Consider the following 22023-nt stretch of genomic DNA (forward strand, 5'->3'; position numbering starts at 1 on the left):
CGGCACCACGAGAGGCACAACGATGACGATGACCCCCGAGCAGGCGGCCTGGTTCTCCGATATTTTCAATCGGCTCGTCGCCAACGTTGAGCATGTTCTGCTCGGCAAGACTTTTGTGATCAAGCTGTCTTTCACGGCACTGTTGAGCGAGGGACATCTTCTGCTCGAGGACTTTCCTGGGACCGGCAAGACGTCGTTGGCCAGGGCCATGGCGCAGAGCGTGGACGGGTCGAGCAACAGGGTGCAGTTCACGCCAGACCTGCTCCCCGGTGACATCACGGGCGTGAGCATCTACGATCAGCGCACGAGCCAGTTCGACTTTCACCGCGGCCCGATCTTTGCCAACATCGTGCTCGCCGACGAGATCAACCGCGCCAGCCCCAAGACTCAGGCCGCCCTGCTCGAGGTTATGGAGGAGGGCCGGGTCACGGTCGATGGCGTAACCCACCCCGTCGGCTCTCCGTTCATGGTCATCGCGACTCAGAACCCCGTCGAGCAGGCGGGAACCTACCGACTCCCCGAGGCTCAGCTCGACCGCTTTCTCATGAAGACGTCAATTGGATACCCCGATCACGCGTCGACTCTGCGCATCCTCGAGGGAGCCGGAGTCAAGGCCCACGACTCGCCCGTGCCGGCGATTGTTTCGGCGGAGACGATCGTGGAGATGGGCGCCCTGGCGCGAACCGTGCATGTGGACCCGTCCATCAACGACTACGTTTCGCGGCTTATCGACGCAACCCGCTCTGCGTCCGAAGTGAGACTGGGGGCTAGCGTGCGAGGCGCTCTCGCCCTCGTGCGGGCATCCAAGACGCTCGCCGCAGCTGCCGCCAGGCACTATGTCATCCCTGACGACATCAAGGCACTTGCCGAGCCGGTTCTCGCTCACCGCCTCGTTCTCGACCCCGAGGCAGAGTTCGACGGAGTAACGGCGTCGAGCATCATGGCTCAGATTCTCATGGAAACGCCGCCTCCCAGCGACAGGCAGGCTGTGTGACACCGAGCACCACAAACGATGTGCCGCGGGAGGACTCCCCGCGGACTTCGGCGCGCCTCGGTGCGCTCAAGCATGGCGTGGGCCGCACCTCCCTCACGACGGGGGCCACATCACGATCGACCCGCTTGCACGGTGGCGCAACTCACCGCGTTGATGGTGGCCCGACAACGAGCGGACTGACCAACGCCAGAAGCCGCATCGTCGGCAACCGGGATGGCGTGCTCGCCGACGCTATTGTCGGCGCAGTTCGGGTTGGCAGGATGGTCGGCAGCTGGATGCAGAGCGTCGCCGCCCGAGTGGGTAGCGTCGTCACGGGCGTCGGCTGGGGCACGGCGATTGCAGTGGTGGTTGCCTTCGTCATCGCGACCGTGGCTGGCTGGAGCGAATTTCTCGCGGTTGCCTATGCCGGCGTGATTGTGCTTCTTGTCGCGGTGCTCTACCTCGTCGGGCGCAACGCCTTCACCATCACTCTCGACCTTCCGCACAGCAGGGTCGTAGTCGGCGACAATGCCGTTGCCCGCATCACGATCGCCAACCCCACCCGGCACCGGGTTTTCGGCGTTAAAGCAGAGGTGCCCGTCGGAAGCGCGCTTTCGGAAGTTGCCTTGCCTGGGCTTGCGGGGGGAGCGGTGTTCGACCATGAGTTCACGGTGCCGACCGCCCGGCGCGGCATGTTGCCGGTGGGCCCCGTGCGAACCGTGCGCGCCGACCCCATCGGTCTCGTGCGCCGCGAAGTGTCGTGGACGGGCCGCCACGAGCTCTTCGTTCACCCCAGGATTATCGCGATTCCGAGCACGAGCACGGGCCTCATCCGAGACCTTGAGGGCAACCCGACGCGGGACATCACGAGCAGCGATGTCTCATTTCACGCGCTGCGTGAGTACACGGCGGGGGATGAGCGCCGTTTTATTCACTGGAAGAGCACGGCTAAGACCGGCACCTACATGGTGCGGCAGTTCGAGGAGACTCGACGTAGCCACCTCGTGATCGCGCTGAGCCTCGCTGATCGGGACTATGCGAGCGACGATGAGTTCGAGATGGCCGTGAGCGTGGCGGGATCCCTCGGGGTGCGAGCAATCCGCGACGTGCGCAACGTTTCAGTCGTCGTCGGAATCACGACTCCCGAGTTTGCCAAACGCAAGCTGTTCGGCGTGCGCGCGCTCAGCACTCTGAGCCCTGGGCGCCTGCTCGACGATCTCGCATTGGTCGAGCGGGAAGCATCATCCCTCGATCTTTCAGAAGTTGCCCGCGTTACGGCAGACCAGGTCGCCGGCCTCTCGGTGGCGTTTCTCATCTGCGGATCGACGCCTACCGCCGGTGAGCTGCGTGCCGCCTCCACCCGATACCCTCCCGGAGTTGAGGTCGTTGCGGTTGTGTGCGATCCCGAGGCGGTGCCGGGGCTCCGTCGAGTGTCTGGCCTCAGCGTTCTGACCATCGGCTACCTCGAAGATCTGCGCAAGAGCCTCGCACGGGCGGCCAAGACATGACCATCAGACCAAGAGCATGGGCGGCATCGTTTGTCGCCCGCGTCACGGCATTCTTTTGCGCTGCCATCGGCACCGCGGCAGCGGCATTCTGGCCCATCTACGGCGATGCGAGCTTTGTGCTCATGGCAGTTGTGGCCATTCTGGCGGGCGCAGCGCTGGCGATTCTCGGTGCGCGATTCCGGTGGTCGAGCCCGATTCTCCTCGCGGCGACGCTGCTCGTGTATCTCCTCATCGGCGTGCCCCTCGCTGTGCCGTCGCAGACGCGATTCGGGCTCGTTCCGACGCTCGAGGGGTTCAAGGATCTCATCCTCGGCACCGCCCTCGGATGGAAGCAACTGCTCACCATCGCGCTTCCGGTTGGCAGCTATCAGGCGCTGCTGGTGCCAGCCTTCGCCGTGATTTTTGCCTCGAGTGTTGTGGGGCTCACGATCGCCCTGAGATCGAAGCGTGGCCCGCTCGCCGTTCTCGTTCCCGTCGTGGTCTTTGTTATCGGGCTCCTTTTCGGCCCGCGAGAGGCGGCCCCCGCGGTCGTTCTTGCGCTTGCTCTCTTTGTCGTCGTGCTCAGTTGGTTGAGTTGGGAGCGGTGGTATCGCCGCCGCGAGTCGATTCGCGAACTCTCGCAACCGACGGCCGCGACCTCCGATGCGACGGCGGGGGCGGAGCGCATCGGCGGGCTCCGTACCGCGCTATCGGCCGTGGTCATCCTGGGGCTTGCAATCGGTGTGGGTGGTGCCGCCGCGGTGACGGCCGATCCCGCACGGGAGCGCACCGTACTCCGCGACGCTATTGAGCAGCCGTTCGACCCGCGCGACTACCCGAGCCCGCTGAGCAGCCTGCGCAAATACCATCAGGCGGGTGTCGCTGATTCCACGATGCTCACGGCGACGGGGCTGCCAGCGGGAGCCCGCATCCGCCTTGCAGCGCTTGACACCTACGACGGCGTCGTCTTTTCTGTCGGCACTCCACAGCTGGCCAGCGCCTCCGGATCATTCACTCGTCTCCCCACCGCGATTCAGCGCGACGTGCCAGCACGGGGTGCAGAGAAGACAATCGAGATCGACGTCGTCGGTTATGAGGGCATCTGGATGCCGTCGGTCGGGCTGCTCTCCACCGTCAACTTCACGGGTGACTCCGGCAACCTGCGCGACTCGTTCTTTTACAACGCACCCGGCAACACGGCGGTCGTCGTTGGCGGGCTAGAGCGCGGGGATGCCTACTCGGTCGACACGGTGGTCATTGGGGATCTCGCGCCGGAGACGTGGTCTCAGCTGACCCCGGGAACCGCTGTCGTGCCGACGGCGACCTCGGTGCCCGATGAACTCACCGTCGCCCTGGACGGCTGGGTGCGCGAGGCAGAGACCCCGGGCGAGCGCCTCGCGGCAATGCTGTCGCGCTTGGCCACGGAGGGCTACGTCAGCCACGGAGGGCCCGAAGAGCCCTTCAGCAGATCGGGGCACGGCGCCGACCGCATCGAGGAACTGCTCACGGCACCCAGGATGATCGGTGACGAAGAGCAGTATGCGGTTACGGCGGCACTCATGGCCAGGGCAATCGGGTTCCCCTCTCGGGTCGTGTTCGGGTTCGCCCCCGATGGCGACGGCGTTACCCGCATTGTCGGGTCGGATGTTTCGGCCTGGATCGAAGTCGACACTGCCCAGCAGGGATGGGTCTCCATCGATCCGACGCCGCCAGCGCGAGAGATTCCCGACGAGCAGCCAGAGGACCCGGCGCAGGTCGCCAGGCCGCAGAGCCCCGTGCCCCCGCCGCTAGTGGAGCAGAACACGCGCCCAGACCAGATTCCCCTCGACAGCGAGCAAGAAGACGAAGCTGGCCAAGACCCGCTGATGGCTATCCTCCTGGCGGCGGTCGCTGTGCTCGGCGTCATTGCGCTCATCGTGTTAATCGTGCTCTCGCCGTTTTTGCTCATCGGAGCCGCAAAGATGCGGAGGCGCTATCTTCGCCAGCGCGCCGCAAGCTCGGCGTTGCGCATCAGCGGTGCATGGCAAGAGTTCGAAGACATGGTGCTCGACTACGGTTACGAACCGCCAGCCTCTGCGACCCGCAGCGAGGTCGCCGAGACGGTGGGTGGCATCCAGCCGCTCGTTCTTGCTTCCGTCGCCGATCGCGCCGTATTCGCACCAGAGACCGCCGACGATGATGAGGTTCGGCAGGTCTGGCTCGCGGTCGACGAACTCGGCGCTGGGCTCGCCCACACACGCACCCGTTGGCAACGCGTCAAGGCCGTCATGTCGCTGCGCTCTCTCGGGGGCTATAGAGTCAAAGGGTTGTTTGCGCGAGAGAGACGACTCCCATGAACTGCTCCCATTGCGGCACGCCGCTGCCCGCCGGGGCCCTTTTCTGCGGCGAATGCGGCCGCCGTGCTGCCGCGCCTGCTTCCGCGCCCGGTGCCGCGCCCGGTGCCGCGTCCGGTACTGAGGTTCCGGCGCGAGACGACGCGCCGTCGCCCGGCAATGACCGGTCTGTCGGCGAGGCTCTGCCCTCCGCCGCCCCTGAGCTTGAGGGCCCGCCGCGAAGGGGAGCCGCCGGATCATTCGGTCTGGCCGACGCGCTAGCGGATGCCGTGGCCGATACGGGCCCTGGCGGCACCCTTGAGCGCATAAGGCAATTACGCACGGCTGACCGCAGAGATGCAGTATCGGATCCGGCCGCAGACGCCACGAAGATTCCCTCGCCACCGCAGCCCGAAGAGGAGCCGGCGGCACGGGGCCCCATAGTCTGTGCCCAGTGTGGCGCGCCTATGGCCATTGACGACATCTTCTGCGAGCAGTGCGGCTTCGTCTCCAGCGCCGTGACCGCCGCGTTCACGGGAGTGATTCCGATCGGGCCACCCACACCGGCGGCACTGTCTTATGTCGTTGCGCCTCCGTTTGCGGCTGCCGAGTCCTCGGGTGGCGAGGGAGAACCGGCGGAGGCTGCGGTCCCGAACGCGGAGCCCGCGGTTCCGGAGGTAGAAGCTGCGGTCCCGAACGCGGAGCCCGCGGTTCCGGAGGTAGAAGCTGCGGTCCCGAACGCGGAAGCTGCCGTCGATGATGACGAGCCTGCGCCGTTCATGCCTGCTCCGCCCACCGACTCGCGGCCGATCCCGCTGCAGCCTCCCGCAGGCATCCCTGTCCCTCTGCCGACGATGCCCGTCGGAGTCCTTCCGAGCTTTGGCCTCGTTGCTCCGGAGCCATCGGCCCCTGCCGCATTTGCGCCGCCCAGTGGTCGTGGCGTCGTAAGCGCAGCCGCCCCAGCGTTTTCTTCCGACACCGACAAAGACGATGCCGACGAGGACGACACCGAGGTCACGCGAATAGTGGCACGCAAGCCAGCGGCCGAGCGATTCGTGCTCCAGTTCAGCACAGGAGAGAGCGTCTCCGTGAGTGGCACTGGCCTGATCGGGCGCAACCCCAAGCCCGAGCCGGGGGAGTTCTTCGACCACGTGGTCAGGGTGCTCGACTCAGGCCGCTCGGTCTCCAAAACCCATCTCGAATTCGGTCAGGAGCGCGGAACCTTCTGGATTCTCGATCGCTTCTCCGGCAACGGATCGGTCGTTCGCAACCCAGACTCCGAACCCGTTCGGTGCGATCCCGGCAAGCGGGTCATGGTTTCCCGAGGCAGCAGGGTGGAGATTGGCGAACAGTTTTTCGTGGTGAGCTAGCCTCCGGCCCGCCCTCTCCGGCCCGCCCTCTCCTCCCCGTCCTGCGCGTCCCCGGCTTCTGCACCAGGGGGATATGGTGCCGCACGGGGGCATGCGCCGCGTGGTGCTCTGGAGTCGTGAGCATTCGAATCTCCCTCCCGCGCAAACTCGACGCAGCGCCACCGTTTTCTTTTCCTTTCATGGCAACGTTGGCGCCCGTTGCCGCATCCGTCGCAATGTGGGCGATCACGTCGTCGCCTTTCGCGCTGATGTTTGCCTTCCTCGGCCCGCTGATAGCGATCGGCAGCCTTGTCGATTCACGTCTGCAGGCGGGTCGGCGCGAGCGAAAGGAGCACGCCCGGTTCGCGGCCGAGGCAGAGGCAGCGCGCCGCGCCATTTCTCATGAGCATGACCGCATCCGGCAGCGGATGCTCGCGGCATCGCGGTCGGCAGCAACGCTCATCCCGGCATCGGTGCACGACGCGGAGCGATGGCGCCACTCACCGGGGGCGCTGCCGTTGGTTCTCGGAACCGGTCCCGCCCCGAGCGGCATAGAGCTCGCGGGTGATGACGATCATGCTGTCGGTGGGGTCGGCGAACAGTCCGTCAGTGATGCTGGCGAAGCGCCGGCGCGGGGCAAGGGACGATCGCGTCGCCGCCGTGCGGACCGGGAGCGCGCCAGGGCGCAACTAGTTGGTGGTCTTCGACAGGATGCCGCGCTGCTAACCCGAGCGCCCATAACGGTTGATGCGACCCTGGGAATCGGCATCTGTGGGCCATCGGTCTTGGCCAAGTCCCTGGCCCGTGCCGTCACGATCCAGCTCGCCGACAGGCTCTCGCCCGCCGATTTTGATCTCGTAGGTGGCTGGGAGCGCTGGCACACCAAGCTCCCTCACTTCCGCGCCCCGCGCGACCCCGTCGCGACCAACCGCCTCGACTTTGTTCGGCGCTCGGCAGGCCGCTCCCACGCCGAACGATTCGTTGTCGTGCTGGCTCAGACCGAAGACCAGTTGCCGAGGGAGTGCCGTGTCGGCCTTGAGGTTTCAGGGGGCGAAGTTCGCGTTCTTCGACACCCGCACCTCACGGCGGCCCACGGCGCAATCTCCTCAGTTCCTGAACTCTTTCGTGCCGAGCTGATCTCGAGAGAAGAGGCCGAGCTTTATGCCACCGTTCTTCAGCGGGCAGCCGAGTCGGAGGGTCTCGGCCCGTCACGGGAGCTGCCGGCACTCTGCGACCTCGGCTCCGTGTGGGATGTGTCGGACGACTCTCAGCGTGGCCTTTCGGTGGCCTTCGCGGTCGACGAGGGTGGCGCGGTGATTCTCGATATTGTTCGGGACGGGCCGCACGCCGTGATCGGTGGCACGACGGGCAGTGGCAAGAGCGAGCTGCTTATCTCGTGGGTGCTCGCGCTGGCTCGCCGCTACCCTCCCGACGTGGTTAACCTGCTCTTGGTCGACTTCAAGGGCGGGGCGTCCTTCGCCGATGTCGAGCAACTGCAGCACTGCGTTGGGGTCGTTACCGACCTTGATCGCGACGGTGCCGAGCGTGCGCTCGCCAGCCTGCGCGCCGAGGTGATGCATCGCGAACGAGCGCTCGCGGAGCGGGGCTTGCGGTCGATCGATGACGCAGTGTCGGCGGCAGAGGCGGGACTGCCTCGTCTCGTGGTGGTGGTTGACGAGTTCGCCGCAATGGTGAGCGATTTTCCCGAGCTGCATAGCCTGTTCTCGGATCTTGCGGCGCGGGGTCGCTCGCTCGGAATCCATCTCATTCTCTGCACGCAGAGTCCGGCGAGGGCCGTCCGGGACTCCGTCATGGCCAATTGCACCCTGCGACTCTCGCTGAGGGTCAACAACGCCCACGACAGCAGCGCCGTGATCGGAACGACGAGCGCTGCTGAGCTGCCTCAACATCCCGTGGGGCGGTGTCTCGTGAGCGTGGCGGGGGCACCTCCCCGGCTCGTTCAGGTGGCCCAGGCCGCGCAGGGCGATGCGCTGGATGTCGTTAGGCGCTGGGGCGGAGTGCTCCCGGCGCGACGGCCGTGGCTGCCGAGCCTGCCCGCAGTCGTGAGCGGTGAGACGCTGCAGCGCGCGGCAGAGCTCGAGGGAGTTGCCGTCGGTTCGACTGCCTTCGGCATTCTGGATCGCCCGCAGAGTCAAAGCCAGCCCGTGGCGGTGTGGAACCCGCGCGAGCACGGAACGGTTCTTGTTGTCGGCGGGCACGGGGTGGGCAAGACGAGCGCACTGGCCGCTCTGGCTGGCGAAGGCCCGGCTACCTGGCTGACGGGGGATATCGAGGAGTTGTGGGACGGGCTGGTTGCCCTCACCGGCGCGCTGTTGGGTGCCGAAAGATCGCAGACCACGGTGATCGTCGACGATCTGGATGCCATCCTCGCGCGCTGTCCAGACCCCTGGGCACCGGCGCTCGCCGACATGCTCACTACGCTGCTGCGCGACGGCCCACCCTCAGGACTCCGGATTGCACTCTCGGCACAGCGGCTCACGCCTGTCGTGCAGTCTCTGGCGTCGCTGTGCGACACCAGGCTCATTCTTCGCATGCCGTCACGCCAAGACCACCTGCTGGCGGGCGGGCAGGGGGCGGAATATGACGCTTCTGCGGTCAGAGGCCGAGGGTGGTGGCGGGGCGAGCGAGTGCAGGTTGTGGCGGCGGGTGCGCCCGCTCCACGGCAACCACTCGCTCCGGCCACGGCACGGATGGGCGCCTCCGAGGGTGACGATGACCGGAGTGCACCATCCGCTCGCCTCGACTTCGCCACCTGCGCCGAGCGCGGTCTCGTCGTGGTCACGAACCGCCCCGTCGCCGTCACGTCGGTTCTGTGCAGGCTCTATCCGGGAGCCCCCGTCATCTCTCGCCTCGACACCCTCCCGCGGTTGGAGGAGCTCGCGGGCGCCTTCGTCGTGGCAGACCCGAGCACCTGGCAGGGGGCATGGCTAGCCCTCTCCGAGCTGCGCTCGCGCATGCCCGTAGTTTTCGATCGGTGTTCCGCATCGGAGTTTCGCCTGGTCTCCGGCAACGCTCTGCTGCCACCGCCGCTCGCCGGCCGAGGAGGGGGCGCATGGCTACTCACCGGCGAAGGAGAACCCCGTCGGGTGCAGATGCCGGAGGGGCTCTGATCGAGCAAGCGGCATTTAGTTGACAACCTCAATCATTGAACTTATCGTGTAAATGTGGGACCGGGTCCCGATGGATTACCGTGACTCCTCAGCGGGTCGTCACCAGTCTGCAAGAGAAGGATTCGATGAAGAATCAGGGAATCGGTTCGTGGTTGCGTCGCAGGCTCGCCAAGTCGGGAGACAAAGCCGCCATCGTGTTTGTCGATCGGACCACGACGTACCGCGAGCTGTACGAGCGCAGCGAGCAACTCGCATCTGCCCTTGCGGCCAGGGGAGTGGGGCCCGGTGGTCGAGTTGCCTACTTCGGTGAAAACCACAGCGCTTTTCTCGACACAATGTTCGCCGCCGCCAGCATGGGAGCGATCTTCGTTCCGCTGAACTCGCGTCTAGCCGCTCCCGAGATCGCCTACGCGCTTGCGGATTCCGGAGCCACCGTACTGATCCATCCCGAGGCCGTCGGCGCGGTAGCGGCGGTCGCCGTCCGCGGCAGCGGAGTCACGCACCGCATCATCGTTGAGGATGCCCCGGGCGCGACAGCCTCGACAACGCCGGTCGGGGTAATCGACCCCGGCTCTGACGCGGGCCCTGTGCCAGCGATTGTCGTGGAGCAATTTGACGATGTCGTCGCCAGTGGCGTGGTCGACCCCGTCGATATCGTCATCACCCTGGATGACCCCGCCATAATCCTCTACACCTCCGGCACGACAGGCATGCCCAAGGGAGCGCTGCTCAGCCACGGCAACCTCACCTGGAACAGCATCAATGTGCTCGTCGACTACGACTACGCGACCACGGATGTTGCACTCATGATCTCGCCGCTCTTTCATGTCGCCTCCCTCGGCATGGGCCTGTTGCCCGCCCTCCTCAAGGGGGCAACCGTCGTGCTCGAGCCCCGCTTCGACCCGGCAAGGGTTCTGCAGCTCATAGAGGAGCACCGCATCACCAACATCAGCGGCGTGCCGACGACGTTTCAGATGCTGTGCGAGCATCCCGACTGGGCCTCGGCCGATATCAGCTCGCTCAAGACGCTCACCTGCGGCGGGTCTGCCGTGCCCCTCCGTGTGCTTGACGCCTATGAGCAGAGGGGTCTCGGCTTCTCGGGCGGATATGGCATGACCGAATCATCGCCGGGCGTCACGAGCCTGTCTGCCGACCGCAGCCGCGAAAAGGCTGGTTCGGCCGGGCTTCCCCACTTCTTCACCGACATGCGCATCGTCGACGCAGACGGGCAGGATGTCACGGCGGGTGAGGTGGGCGAGATTCTGGTGCAGGGGCCCAACGTCATCCGCGAATACTGGAACCGCCCCGAGGCCAATGCCGAAGCGTTCACAGATGCGACCTGGCTGCGCACGGGCGACATGGGCTACACCGATGTCGACGGCTTTCTGTTCATTGCTGACCGCATCAAAGACATGATCATCTCGGGCGGCGAGAACATCTATCCGGTTCAGGTCGAGGCCGTCATTCGCGAGCTTGATGCCGTGGCCGATGTTGCGGTGATCGGCGTGCCCGATGAGCGCTGGGGTGAGGTGCCGGTGGCCATCGTCACGGTGCGCGCGGGTCATGCGGTCACAGAAGATACGGTTCAGGAGCATCTGCGGGGCCGCATTGCCCGCTACAAGACCCCGAAGCGTGTGATCGTCGTGGATGAGATGCCGCGAACCGCGAGCGGGAAGGTTCGCAAGGCAGATCTGCGGGCGACATTCGGAGCGTAATCGGGCGGCCAGCGCGATGCGGGCCCATGTCCCGGGCAGCGACCGGCCCGCAAGCGGGGAGCAGGCTTTAGGCTGGGTGGTGTGAACCTCGAACACCACTACGCCGTCGGCCTTGAATGGACCGGGAACCGGGGTGCTGGCACCGAAAGCTATCGCGCCTACGGCCGCGATCACACCGTCACGGCACAGGGTAAACCGTCGATCAACGGCTCGGCAGACCGCACATTCCACGGAGACGCCGACCGGTGGAACCCCGAGGAGATGCTGCTTGCCGCTCTCAGCCAGTGCCACATGCTCAGCTATCTGCATGTCGCCGCGAGCAGGGGAATCGTCGTCACCGATTACCGTGATTCCGCTGTGGGAACGATGAAGCAGGGTGCCGATGGTGGCGGGCAGTTCGTTTCAGCGGTTCTGCATCCCGCGGTCACGATCGCAGATCCGGCTCAGCTCGACGACGCCATCGATGCACATCGAGAGGCGAGCAAAAAGTGCTTCATCGCAGCATCCGTGAACTTTCCCGTGACCCACGAACCGACGGTCGAGGCGGCGTGATGATCCAACGCACGCTCCGCCGCAGTGTCGCTGGGCTCGCGGTTCTCGTGGGTGCTGCGCTCCTGGTATCCGGATGCCAGTCGCCGCCAGAGCGGGCTGAGGCTGGCTCTGGGTGCGCTCCTTCTGGCCCTGCCTCGCAGAGTGTTTCGGCCACGGGCGACCTGTTCGCCGTTCCCGAGGTCGATTTTCCGGCGGGGCTTTCACCGCTGACCACTGAGCGCACGATCCTCGTCGAGGGCAGTGGCGAGGAGATCGCTCAGGGGGACCTCGTCACGCTTGACTTCGTGGCGTATAACGGCCGAACGGGTGAACAGCTTGAGGTCACGGGTTACGGTGCGGATGGCGTCGGCCGCACGGTGATCACCCTCGACAGCACCAATGCCATGCCTGGGCTGAGGCGCGCCCTGCTGTGCGCCCCCGCTGGCTCCCGCATCGCGGCCGTCGTGCCGGCGGCGGATGCCTATGGTTCCACCGTGACACCGCGGGGTCTCGATGCTGGCGACCCCCTGATCATGGTGATCGATGTCGTGTCACTCGCGGGGGACCGTGCCGAGGGTTCCACGGTCGAGGCATTGCCCGGTTTTCCTGACGTCACCGAGTCCCAAGACGGCAAGCCCGTCATCGGCGTGCCGTTGACAGCGGCACCACCGGAGCTCGCGGTGCAGCAGGTCATTGTGGGCACCGGTCCTGCTGTGCGGCCGGGCTCCGATGTGGTCGTCAAGTATGTCGGCGTGCTGTGGCGAACCGGTCTGTCGTTCGCCGACACCTGGATCAATCCGGCGCGCACGCCTGTATCGCTCGAGACCCTGCTCCCGGGCGTCGCCCAGGCCATCATCGGGCAGCCCGTCGGTTCACGGGTGGTCGTCGTGGTTCCGCCCGCGCTTGGCTATGGCCCAGACGGCGATGTCGCGGCGGGGGTTTCGGGTTCAGACACGCTCGTTTTCGCCGTCGATATTCTCGCCTCGACCTAGCCGCCAGCCCGCCCTCTCAGGAGTCCTCATGCGTCGCGTCATCATCCTCGGTTCGACCGGTTCGATCGGGGTTCAAGCCCTCGATGTGATCGCGGCCAACCGTGATCGCTTCGAGGTTGTCGGTCTCACTGCGGGAACGAATGCCGACGCGCTCGCCGGCCAGGCCGCCGCGTTCGGTGTCGCTGACACAGCGCTGGGGGCCGAAGATTCTGTGGCGCTCATCGAGTCCGTGGCTGCCGATGTGGTGCTCAACGGAATCACGGGGTCCGTGGGCCTGCGGCCAACGCTGGCAGCGCTGCGCAGTGGGGCGACCCTCGCGTTGGCCAACAAAGAGAGCCTCATTGTGGGCGGCGAGCTGGTGACGGATGCTGCCGCACCCGGCCAGATCGTCCCCGTCGACTCCGAGCACTCGGCGATCGCTCAAGCTTTGGCGTCGGGCACGGCGGCGGAGGTGCAGCGCCTCGTGCTCACAGCATCCGGTGGGCCATTCCGCGGCTTTACTCGCGAGCAGCTCGCGGCGGTCACCCCTCAGCAGGCGCTCGCGCATCCGACGTGGGACATGGGTCTCGTGGTCACCACGAACTCCGCGACCCTCGTGAACAAGGGGCTTGAGGTCATCGAGGCCCACCACCTCTTCGGCGTCGACTATGACCACATCGATGTCACGGTGCATCCGCAGTCGATCGTGCACTCGATGGTCGAGTTTGTCGACGGCTCAACGATGGCCCAGGCGTCGCCTCCCGACATGCGACTGCCGATCTCGCTCGGCCTCGACTGGCCGCACAGGGTGGCCGGGGTGGGTCGACCGCTCGACTGGACCACAGTGCAGAACTGGACTTTCGAGCCTCTCGACTCCGAGGCGTTCCCCGCCGTTGAGTTGGCGAAGCGGGTCGGGCGCCTCGGGGCCACATTTCCCGCTGTGTTCAACGCGGCCAACGAGCAGGCTGTCGAGGCGTTCCATGCTGGCGCCATCGCCTTTCTCGACATCCTCGATATCGTCACGGAGGTCGTCGATCGGCACGAGCCGCTCGAGATGACGCTCGAGGGAGTTCTCGAGGCCGAGCGGTGGGCGCGAGTGCAGGCCGATGCCGCGGTGGCGGCGCGCGCATAGGCGCAGCCGCCATTCGGTCGGCTCCGAGCATCCGCCCGATATCCTGGGCGCGTGGAAACCGTTCTCTTGTATGTCCTCGGCATTGTGGTCGTTGTCGTCGGCCTTGCCGTGTCGATTGCGCTGCATGAGCTCGGCCACCTGATCCCTGCCAAGGCATTTGGCGTGCGAGTGGGCCAATACATGATCGGTTTTGGCCCGACGCTTTGGTCTCGTCGCCGCGGCGAGACCGAATACGGGGTCAAGGCCATCCCGCTCGGCGGCTACATCTCGATGTCCGGCATGTACCCGCCGGCCCGGCAGGGCGGCAAGGCCAGAACTGCCAGCACCGGGTTCTTCCAGACCCTCGTGCAGGATGCTCGTGAGACGAGCGCCACGACGGTCATCGAAGAGGAGCGAACGTTCTATCAGCTCCCCGTCTGGAAGCGCATCATCATCATGCTCGGCGGCCCGTTCATGAACCTCCTGCTTGCGATCGTTCTCTTCGCAATCGTTCTCTGCGGGTTCGGCGTGCAGCAGGTGAGCACGACAATCGGCACCGTGAGTGAGTGTGTTTTGCCTGCGACGAGCGAGCGTCAGGAGTGTTCGCCGTCCGATGAGGAGGCTCCGGGAGCCGCTGCGGGGCTGTTGCCCGGAGACACGATCGTGAGCATCGATGGCACGCCGATCGAGACGTGGGAGCAGTCGAGCGCGATCATTCGTGAGTCGCCGGGAGTTCCGCTCGCGATGGTTGTCGAACGCGACGGCACCGATGTTGAGATCACCGCGATTCCCCGACTCACGGAACGCTACGTCTACGACGACGACAACGTGCCCGTCGAGGGGTCGGACGGGGAGCTTCTGACCGAGGATGTCGGCATGCTCGGCATTACGGCGGCCTACGAACTCACGCGCCAGCCCATTACGGCGGTATTGCCGACCGTGGGGGAGAACATCGCGTCGGTGACGAATGTCATTCTGCATCTGCCCGAGCGCATCATCGATGTTGCCGAAGCAGCCTTCGGCCCCGAGGAGAGGGACCCCAACGGGCCCATCAGCGTTGTCGGCGTCGGCCGCATCGCGGGCGAGATCACGAGCATCGACACGATCCCGGTCGTGGAGAGGGCAAGCTATCTGATCGGCTTGCTCGCCTCCGTCAACGTGGCGCTCATGGTCTTCAACCTCATCCCGCTCATGCCGCTCGACGGAGGCCACGTTGTCGGCGCGCTCTGGGAGGGCATTCGCCGCTGGTTCGCCAAGCTCTTCAAGCGCCCAGACCCCGGCCCCGTGGATACGGCGAGGCTCATCCCGCTCACCCTGGTCGTGGTCATTATTCTCGGTGGCATGAGCGCTCTGCTTATCTACGCCGACATCGTCAAACCCGTCACGCTGCTCTAGCGCGGCTGAGTCGGCCCGCAGCGGCTGTCTGGGCTAGAGGCTCAGCAGCAGGGCGTCGCCTTGGCCGCCGCCGCCGCAGAGAGCGACGGCCGCTTTGCCTCCGCCCCGGCGCGAGAGCTCGTGGACGGCATGCACGACCAGCCGGGCACCGGAGGCGCCGATGGGATGCCCGAGGGCGATGGCGCCACCGTGCGGGTTGACGATCGCGGCATCCACTCCCAGGTCTCTCGTGGACTGCACGGCAACAGAGGCGAACGCCTCGTTGATCTCAATGAGATCGAGGTCGGATGCCGTCCAGTCGGTCTTGGAGAGCGCCGAGGCGATGGCGCGCGACGGCTGCGAGTGCAGAGAGTTGTCGGGCCCGGCTGTCTGGCCGGAGGCGCCGACGACCGCGAGAATCGGGAGGCCATTCGCCTCGGCATAGTCTCGGCTCGTCAGCACGAGCGCCGCGGCTCCGTCGCTCAGCGGCGACGAATTGCCAGCCGTGATGGTGCCGTCGGCGCTAAAAGCGGGGCGGAGCTTCGCGAGGGTCTCGACGGTGCTTTCGGGGCGCAGGCCCTCGTCCGTGGTGATGGTCGTCGTGTCTCCGCGGCGTCCCACGATGGTGACGGGGGCAATCTCGGCCTCGAACAGGCCTCCGTCGCGGGCGGCAGCGGCACGCTGGTGCGATGCGGACGCCACGTCGTCCTGCTCGGTGCGCGAGATGCTGAGCCTGCCATTGTGGCGTTCAGTGGATGCGCCCATCGACTCACTGTCGAACGCGTCGGTCAGCCCGTCATGGGCTGCGCTGTCGACAGCCTCGAACGAGCCGTAGTTCCATCCCTTGCGCGAGCCCGGCAGAATGTGCGGCGCGTTGGTCATGGACTCCTGCCCGCCGGCGACCACAACGTCGGCCTCGCCCAGTCGGATGAGGCGGGCGGCGTCGATCACGGCGCTCAGTCCCGAGAGGCACACCTTGTTGAGGGTGATCGCCGGCACATCCCATCCGATTCCCGCGGCGATCGAGGTCTGGCGAGCGGGATTCTGCCCGGCTCCCGCCTGCACAACCTGGCCCATGATGACGGCCTGCACGGCGTCCGCTGTGAGGCCTGAGCGCTCGAGCGCGGCGCTCACGGCGATGGCACCGAGTTCGACGGCGCTGAGGGGTGCGAGCTGACCGAGGATGCGGCCCTGCGGCGTGCGGGCGGCAGCGACGATGACGACGTCGGATGACATGGGGACTCCTTTGACCAGATGCTGTGCAACGACAGTACCTCGCCGCGCTACGCCTCTGCTCAGCCTCGACGCGTAAGCTTGAGCCGTGGCTGCTATCAATCTTGGAATGCCGAGAATCCCCGAAGTCCTTGCTCCTCGTCGCAAGACCCGCCAGATTTCTGTCGGCAAGGTTCTCGTTGGTGGCGGTGCCCCCGTGAGCGTTCAGTCGATGACGACGACGCAGACCACCAACATCAACGCGACCCTTCAGCAGATCGCCGAACTCACCGCATCCGGATGCGACATTGTGCGCGTTGCCGTGCCGCACGGCGACGACGCGAAGGCCCTCAAGGTGATCGCCGCCAAAAGCCAGATCCCCGTTATCGCGGACATCCATTTTCAGCCTCGCTACGTTTTTGAGGCGATCGATGCCGGAGTCGGCGCCGTGCGCGTCAACCCTGGCAATATCAAGAAGTTCGACGACCAGGTGGGCGCTATCGCGCAGGCGGCCAAGGCTGCAGGGGTCTCGATCCGCATCGGCGTCAACGCTGGCTCCCTCGAGCCGAGCCTGCTGCAGAAGTACGGCAAGGCAACACCGGAGGCACTCGTCGAAAGCGCCGTGTGGGAGGCAAGCCTCTTCGAAGAGCACGACTTTCATGACTTCAAGATCTCGGTCAAGCACAACGACCCCATCGTCATGGTCAAGGCCTACCGCCTGCTGGCGGAGCGCGGCGACTGGCCCCTTCACCTGGGAGTGACCGAGGCTGGCCCGGCGTTCCAGGGCACGATCAAGTCGGCCACGGCCTTCGGCATTCTTCTCTCGGAGGGCATTGGAGACACGATTCGTGTTTCGCTCAGCGCCCCTCCCGTAGAAGAGGTCAAGGTTGGCCTGCAGATTCTTCAGTCGCTCAATCTGCGCGAACGCAAGCTCGAGATCGTGTCGTGCCCCAGCTGTGGGCGCGCCCAGGTGGATGTCTATACCCTCGCCGAGCAGGTCACCGAGGGGCTCAAGCACGTGAGTGTGCCGCTGCGCGTCGCGGTCATGGGCTGCGTCGTCAACGGACCTGGTGAGGCCCGCGAGGCCGACCTGGGTGTCGCATCGGGCAACGGCAAGGGGCAGATCTTTGTCAAGGGCGAGGTCATTAAGACCGTGCCAGAGGCCGAGATCGTGGCAACGCTTATCGAGGAGGCAAGCCGTCTTGCCGCTGAGATGCCAGCCGATGCGCTGGGCAGCGCCGAGGTCATCACCGCCTAACCCGGGAGCTCAGACGGGCAGGCGCGATGTGAGCGCCCGCCAATCGCCGGTAAGTTAGAGGGGTGTCTACACGCCTCTCCCAGCTCTTTGTCCGCACCCTCCGTGAAGATCCCGTCGATGCCGAGGTCGCCAGCCACCGGCTGCTCGTGCGCGCCGGTTATGTGCGCCGCCAGGCCCCCGGCATCTTCGCGTGGTTGCCACTCGGCCTCAAGGTTCGCCGCAAGGTCGAGCAGATTGTGCGCGAAGAGATGGAGGCGGCGGGCGCCCAGGAGGTGCTGTTCCCCGGCCTTCTGCCGCGCGAACCCTACGAGGCGTCGGGTCGCTGGGAAGAATACGGCGACGGACTGTTTCGCCTCAAGGACCGCAAGGGTGCCGACTACCTGCTCGCCCCGACTCATGAAGAGGTCTTCACCCTGCTGGTGAAGGATCTCTACTCGTCATACAAAGACCTTCCCCTCACGATCTACCAGATCCAGGACAAGTACCGCGACGAGGCGCGACCCCGTGCCGGACTCCTCCGCGGTCGCGAGTTCTCGATGAAGGATGCGTACTCGTTCGACTACACGGACGAGGGCCTCGACGCGAGCTACCAAAATCAGCGGGATGCTTACGAGCGCATCTTCGCGCGGCTTGGCCTTGAGGTCGTCATCGTCAAGGCGGATGCCGGGGCGATGGGCGGGTCACGCAGCGAGGAATTCCTGCACCCCACCGCGGTTGGCGAAGACACCTTCGTGCGCTCCGCCGGAGGCTACGCAGCCAATGTCGAGGCCTTCACGACGACGGCTCCCGACCCCCTGCCCACTGAAGGGCTGCCGGAGGCTGTCGTCTTCGATTCGCCCGAGACCCCCACGATCGACACGCTTGTGGCGCTCGTCAACGAGCGTCACCCCCGCGCCGACCGGCCCTGGACGGCCGCGGATACCCTCAAGAACGTTGTGCTCTCACTCACCCACCTCGACGGTTCGCGCGAACTCGTCATCGTGGGCCTCCCGGGGGACCGCGAGGTCGACATGAAGCGCGCAGAGGTAGCGTTCGCTCCCGCCGAGGTCGAGGCAGCATCCGAAGCCGACTTCGTCAAGCAGCCCCTTCTCGTCAAGGGTTACATCGGCCCCTGGTCGCCGGAAGGTGCCGTTCTCGGCGAAGAATCGGCCACGGAGATCCGTTATCTGCTCGATCCCCGCGTGGTGGAGGGCACCCAGTGGGTCACGGGCGCCAACGCCGACGAGAAGCACGTGCTCAACCTGGTTGCCGGGCGTGACTTCGGTGCCGACGGAATCGCCGACATCGCAGAGGTGCGTGCGGGAGACCTGGCACCGGATGGCTCTGGACCCGTCGAACTCGCGCGCGGGATGGAGCTGGGCCACGTGTTCCAGCTCGGCCGCAAATATGCCGAGGCGTTGGGTCTCAAGGTGCTCGACGAGAACGGCAAGCTCGTCACTGTGACCATGGGCTCGTACGGCATCGGGGTAACCCGTGCCCTCGCCGCGGTCGCCGAACTCAACAACGACGGTCGCGGGCTCATCTGGCCCCGCGCTGTCGCGCCGTTCGACGTGCACGTTATCGCCGCGACCAAGGACGAGACGGTGTATGCGGCAGCGGAGCAGATGGTTCTCGATCTAGAGGCGACGGGCGCCGACGTGCTCTTTGACGACCGACTCAAGGTTTCGCCCGGCGTCAAGTTCGGCGACGCCGAGCTTCTCGGGGTTCCGATCATCGTCGTTGTGGGCAAGGGCGCTGCCGACGGCATCGTCGAACTGTGGGATCGCCGCACCGGTGTGAAGACACCGACGCCGATCGCCGACCTTGTGGCGGCGTACAAGCAGCTTCCCTAGAGCCCTCGCGAGTGGCCACTTTCTGCAGCAAAACCCAAGTTTTGCTGCAGAAAGTGGCCTTTCGTGCGCGGGGAGTGTGAGTTCCCTTATGCGAGCAGCTTCTGCAGGGCGCCCGTGGCTTTGAGACCCGAGCCTGTGAGCACAGCGACGACCGAATCGCCCGGGCGGATGGCTCCCCGCGCTACGAATTCGGGCACCGCAGCCGCGACAATCGCGCTCGTCGGCTCAGCATAGAGACCGCGGGACGCAAGCTCTCGCACGGAGGGAATGATGCTCGCCTCGGCAACGGCCACAAGGCACCCTTGCGATTCCCGGATCGCGGCGAGCACCTCACGGTCGCGCACTGGCCGCGCGATTGAGGTGCCTTCGGCCAGGGTCGGCGACCAGTCGGCCTGCCGCACGGCGTGCTCGCCCGCAGCGAATGCGCGCACGAGCGGGCTGCAGTTCTCGGGCTGCACGACGAGCAAGCGCGGCATCCGCTCGATCATGCCGGCGCGCAGCAACTGCCCGAAGCCGATGGAGCAACCGAGCACGAGGCTTCCGGCTCCCGCGGGCAGAATCACCGCATCCGGCGCCTCGAAGCCCAGGTCTTCCCACATCTCGTAGGCCAGCAGCGAAACACCCTGCACAAAGAACGGATGCCAGTTGTGGCTGGCATAAAAAATGTCACCGGAGCGGCGAATGGCTTCGTCAGCGGTGGCCTGGCGCGAGCCTGCGACGAGGTCGACGGTTGCCCCGTGCGCCCGGCTCTGGATGAGCTTGGCCGGCGAGGTCGACTCTGGGGCAAGGATCGTGGCACGGATGCCCGCGGCGGCAGCATAAGCGGCCACGGACGCGCCGCCGTTTCCACTGCTGTCTTCCAGAATGTGGTCAATCCCTTGGGCGGCGAGCATGGCCATCATCACGGCGGTTCCGCGGTCTTTGAAGCTCCCCGTCGGGTTGAACCACTCCGGTTTGACCAGCAGGGGAGTGCCGCCCAGCGTCGTCTCCAGCAGGGGAGTGCATCCCTCTCCCAACGAGACGGGAGCAAGGTCGAGCGGCAGGGCTGCGGCATAACGCCACTGCGAGCGGATGCTGTAGTCGATGCCGTCTGGCCCGATTCCGTCGAGCGGTCCCACGAGCAGGGGTGATCCGTCGTCTCCGCGCCATCGAGGCTCGTCGATGGGGTAGCGGTGTCCGTCGCGCCCGACGAGGTATGACGACATCTGTGCTCCCGGCGTTATCTACAGGGCTCCTGGCGTTCAGATACAGGACGGTCTAGATTACACGCGAGCATCCCGCAGCGGACTCAGGTACCTTATACGGATGACTTGCGTGCGGTTGCGCGAGCGGAAACCTGAATACTGGAGGCCCGTCGGTGGACATTGACCTGAGCGTTTTGCGGCTCATGGAGCGCGAGCGCGAGATACCGTTCGAGGAGCTCGTCCAGATCATCGAGCAGGCCATCCTCACGGCCTATCTCAAGCACACGGCCGAGCAGGCCGGCGACGGCGAGGTGCCAACGGCCCGCGTCGAGCTCGATCGCAAGACGGGGCACGTCACGGTTTATGTGCCCGAGCATGATGACGAGGGCAACATCATCGGCGAGGCTGTCGACAGCCCGAGCGACTTTGGCCGCATTGCCGCTTTTGCGGCGAAGCAGGTGATCAACCAGCGTCTGCGCGACCTGGCTGACGACGCCGTTCTCGGCGAGTTCAAGGGCCGCGAGGGCGACATCATTGCCGGCGTCATCCAGCAGGGCCCCAACCCCCGCATGATTCACGTTGATCTGGGCTCGATCGAGGCCATCTTGCCTCCCGAGGAGCAGGTGCCCGGCGAGGACTACTCGCACGGAACCCGCATCCGCGTCTATGTGACGAGTGTGAGCAAGGGGCTCAAGGGCCCCCAGATCACGGTGTCGCGCACGCATCCTTCGCTCGTTCGCAAGCTTTTTGCGCTTGAGGTGCCCGAAATTGCGAGCGGCGTGGTCGAGATCGTGTCGCTGGCCCGCGAAGCCGGCCACCGCACCAAGATCGCGGTCAAGGCCAACGAGCCCGGCATCAACGCCAAGGGTGCGTGCATCGGCGAACTCGGTCAGCGTGTTCGTGCGGTGACGTCTGAACTCAATAACGAGAAGATCGACATCGTCGACTACTCAGAAGACCTGGCCACGTTTGTCGCTAACGCGCTCTCGCCGGCCAAGGTGAGCTCGTCCTTCGTGATCGACCAGTCGACGAAGGCGGTTCGCGCCCTCGTCCCCGACTACCAGCTGTCGCTCGCGATCGGCAAGGAGGGCCAGAACGCCCGCCTCGCCGCCAAGCTCACGGGCGCGCGCATCGACATCCAGCCGGACAGCATCCTCGAGGACTAGAACAGTGATTGTGGGGCCCGGCGTGTCGCCCCGCGCGACACGCCCGGGCGCCGAGTCGCAGCGAGCAGGGGTAGTATGGAACCCGTAAGAACGTGCCTCGGATGCCGAAAGCGCGATTCGCAGTCCTCCATGGTGAGGCTCGTTGAGCGTGACGGTCGAGCAGTTGCGGATGCCTCTGGCACCGCACCGGGTCGAGGCGCCTGGGTGCACCCCACAGTTGAGTGCGTCGACAGTTCCCTCAAACGCAGAGCCTTCGGGCGGGCGTTGAGGGCTGACGGCTCCCTCGATGTATCGGGGGTGCGTGAGGGTGTTCTTGCACTTCACCAGTCGGAGTCTCCCCATGAGGCTCCCTAACGAAACGGCTGATCGAACAGTGACAAACAATGCGTAGCAACTAATGAGCGGCTCGAAATGAGA

The 22023-nt window shown here is 65.8% G+C and carries 16 protein-coding genes; 14 read left to right on the forward strand and 2 right to left on the reverse strand.

Going from position 1 to position 22023, the window contains the following annotated elements:
• Positions 1-22: 22 nt before the first annotated feature.
• The 10 genes from C2138_RS04150 (at position 23) to C2138_RS04195 (ending at position 14975) form a co-directional block, all read left to right on the forward strand.
• Positions 23-994, forward strand: a complete 972-nt coding sequence (locus tag C2138_RS04150) for an AAA family ATPase (protein WP_108515774.1) — start codon at positions 23-25, stop codon at positions 992-994.
• Positions 991-2481, forward strand: a complete 1491-nt coding sequence (locus C2138_RS04155; protein WP_241961172.1) for a DUF58 domain-containing protein — start codon at positions 991-993, stop codon at positions 2479-2481. The genes C2138_RS04150 and C2138_RS04155 overlap by 4 nt, the downstream gene beginning before the upstream one ends.
• Entirely contained in the window at positions 2478-4796 is a 2319-nt protein-coding gene (locus C2138_RS04160) for a transglutaminase-like domain-containing protein (protein ID WP_108515776.1), read from the forward strand. Before C2138_RS04155 ends, C2138_RS04160 begins: the two co-directional genes overlap by 4 nt.
• Positions 4793-6142: a double zinc ribbon and FHA domain-containing protein gene (locus C2138_RS04165; RefSeq protein WP_159078136.1), complete on the forward strand. Its 1350-nt coding sequence runs from the start codon at positions 4793-4795 to the stop codon at positions 6140-6142. The genes C2138_RS04160 and C2138_RS04165 overlap by 4 nt, the downstream gene beginning before the upstream one ends.
• Positions 6143-6258: 116 nt before the next feature.
• Entirely contained in the window at positions 6259-9252 is a 2994-nt protein-coding gene (locus C2138_RS04170; protein ID WP_108515780.1) for an FtsK/SpoIIIE domain-containing protein, read from the forward strand.
• Between the two features lie 125 nt (positions 9253-9377).
• On the forward strand, positions 9378-10967 hold the full coding sequence (locus tag C2138_RS04175) for an acyl-CoA synthetase (RefSeq protein WP_108515782.1): 1590 nt from the start codon (positions 9378-9380) through the stop codon (positions 10965-10967).
• 81 nt (positions 10968-11048) lie between these two features.
• Complete coding sequence (locus tag C2138_RS04180) at positions 11049-11519, forward strand: OsmC family protein (protein WP_108515783.1); 471 nt, start codon at positions 11049-11051, stop codon at positions 11517-11519.
• Positions 11519-12490, forward strand: coding sequence for an FKBP-type peptidyl-prolyl cis-trans isomerase (locus tag C2138_RS04185; protein WP_108515785.1), 972 nt, complete (start codon positions 11519-11521; stop codon positions 12488-12490). Before C2138_RS04180 ends, C2138_RS04185 begins: the two co-directional genes overlap by 1 nt.
• A gap of 28 nt (positions 12491-12518) precedes the next feature.
• Entirely contained in the window at positions 12519-13601 is a 1083-nt protein-coding gene (gene dxr / locus C2138_RS04190; RefSeq protein WP_108515787.1) for a 1-deoxy-D-xylulose-5-phosphate reductoisomerase, read from the forward strand.
• A 51-nt stretch (positions 13602-13652) separates the two neighbouring features.
• Positions 13653-14975, forward strand: a complete 1323-nt coding sequence (locus C2138_RS04195; RefSeq protein WP_108515789.1) for a M50 family metallopeptidase — start codon at positions 13653-13655, stop codon at positions 14973-14975.
• A 33-nt stretch (positions 14976-15008) separates the two neighbouring features.
• On the opposite strand, the gene C2138_RS04200 is transcribed toward C2138_RS04195, so the two are convergent.
• Positions 15009-16190: an acetyl-CoA C-acetyltransferase gene (locus tag C2138_RS04200; RefSeq protein ID WP_108515791.1), complete on the reverse strand. Its 1182-nt coding sequence runs from the start codon at positions 16188-16190 to the stop codon at positions 15009-15011.
• Positions 16191-16275: 85 nt separating this feature from the next.
• On the opposite strand from C2138_RS04200, the gene ispG reads away from it, so the two are divergent.
• Positions 16276-17424 carry a flavodoxin-dependent (E)-4-hydroxy-3-methylbut-2-enyl-diphosphate synthase gene (ispG, locus tag C2138_RS04205; RefSeq protein WP_199220507.1) on the forward strand — a complete coding sequence of 383 codons (1149 nt, stop codon included), beginning with the start codon at positions 16276-16278 and terminating at the stop codon, positions 17422-17424.
• 62 nt (positions 17425-17486) lie between these two features.
• Entirely contained in the window at positions 17487-19256 is a 1770-nt protein-coding gene (locus C2138_RS04210; RefSeq protein ID WP_108515793.1) for a proline--tRNA ligase, read from the forward strand.
• 86 nt (positions 19257-19342) lie between these two features.
• On the opposite strand, the gene C2138_RS04215 is transcribed toward C2138_RS04210, so the two are convergent.
• Positions 19343-20461 carry a pyridoxal-phosphate dependent enzyme gene (locus C2138_RS04215; RefSeq protein ID WP_108515794.1) on the reverse strand — a complete coding sequence of 373 codons (1119 nt, stop codon included), beginning with the start codon at positions 20459-20461 and terminating at the stop codon, positions 19343-19345.
• A gap of 152 nt (positions 20462-20613) precedes the next feature.
• On the opposite strand from C2138_RS04215, the gene nusA reads away from it, so the two are divergent.
• Both nusA and C2138_RS04225 read left to right on the forward strand, forming a co-directional pair.
• On the forward strand, positions 20614-21606 hold the full coding sequence (gene nusA, locus C2138_RS04220; protein WP_108515796.1) for a transcription termination factor NusA: 993 nt from the start codon (positions 20614-20616) through the stop codon (positions 21604-21606).
• Positions 21607-21735: 129 nt separating this feature from the next.
• On the forward strand, positions 21736-21960 hold the full coding sequence (locus tag C2138_RS04225) for a YlxR family protein (protein WP_233245642.1): 225 nt from the start codon (positions 21736-21738) through the stop codon (positions 21958-21960).
• The last annotated feature ends 63 nt before the right edge of the window (positions 21961-22023 follow it).

It is taken from the genome of Salinibacterium hongtaonis, assembly GCF_003065485.1.
In the GTDB taxonomy this organism is placed as follows: Bacteria; Actinomycetota; Actinomycetes; order Actinomycetales; family Microbacteriaceae; genus Homoserinimonas; species Homoserinimonas hongtaonis.

Coding starts and splice junctions, on each gene's coding strand:
- C2138_RS04150 (WP_108515774.1), top strand. CDS start 23: ATGACGATGACCCCCGAGCAGGCGGCCTGGTTCTCCGATATTTTCAAT.
- C2138_RS04160 (WP_108515776.1), top strand. CDS start 2,478: ATGACCATCAGACCAAGAGCATGGGCGGCATCGTTTGTCGCCCGCGTC.
- C2138_RS04165 (WP_159078136.1), top strand. CDS start 4,793: ATGAACTGCTCCCATTGCGGCACGCCGCTGCCCGCCGGGGCCCTTTTC.
- C2138_RS04175 (WP_108515782.1), top strand. CDS start 9,378: ATGAAGAATCAGGGAATCGGTTCGTGGTTGCGTCGCAGGCTCGCCAAG.
- C2138_RS04185 (WP_108515785.1), top strand. CDS start 11,519: ATGATCCAACGCACGCTCCGCCGCAGTGTCGCTGGGCTCGCGGTTCTC.
- dxr (WP_108515787.1), top strand. CDS start 12,519: ATGCGTCGCGTCATCATCCTCGGTTCGACCGGTTCGATCGGGGTTCAA.
- C2138_RS04200 (WP_108515791.1), bottom strand. CDS start 16,190: ATGTCATCCGACGTCGTCATCGTCGCTGCCGCCCGCACGCCGCAGGGC.
- C2138_RS04215 (WP_108515794.1), bottom strand. CDS start 20,461: ATGTCGTCATACCTCGTCGGGCGCGACGGACACCGCTACCCCATCGAC.
- C2138_RS04225 (WP_233245642.1), top strand. CDS start 21,736: ATGGTGAGGCTCGTTGAGCGTGACGGTCGAGCAGTTGCGGATGCCTCT.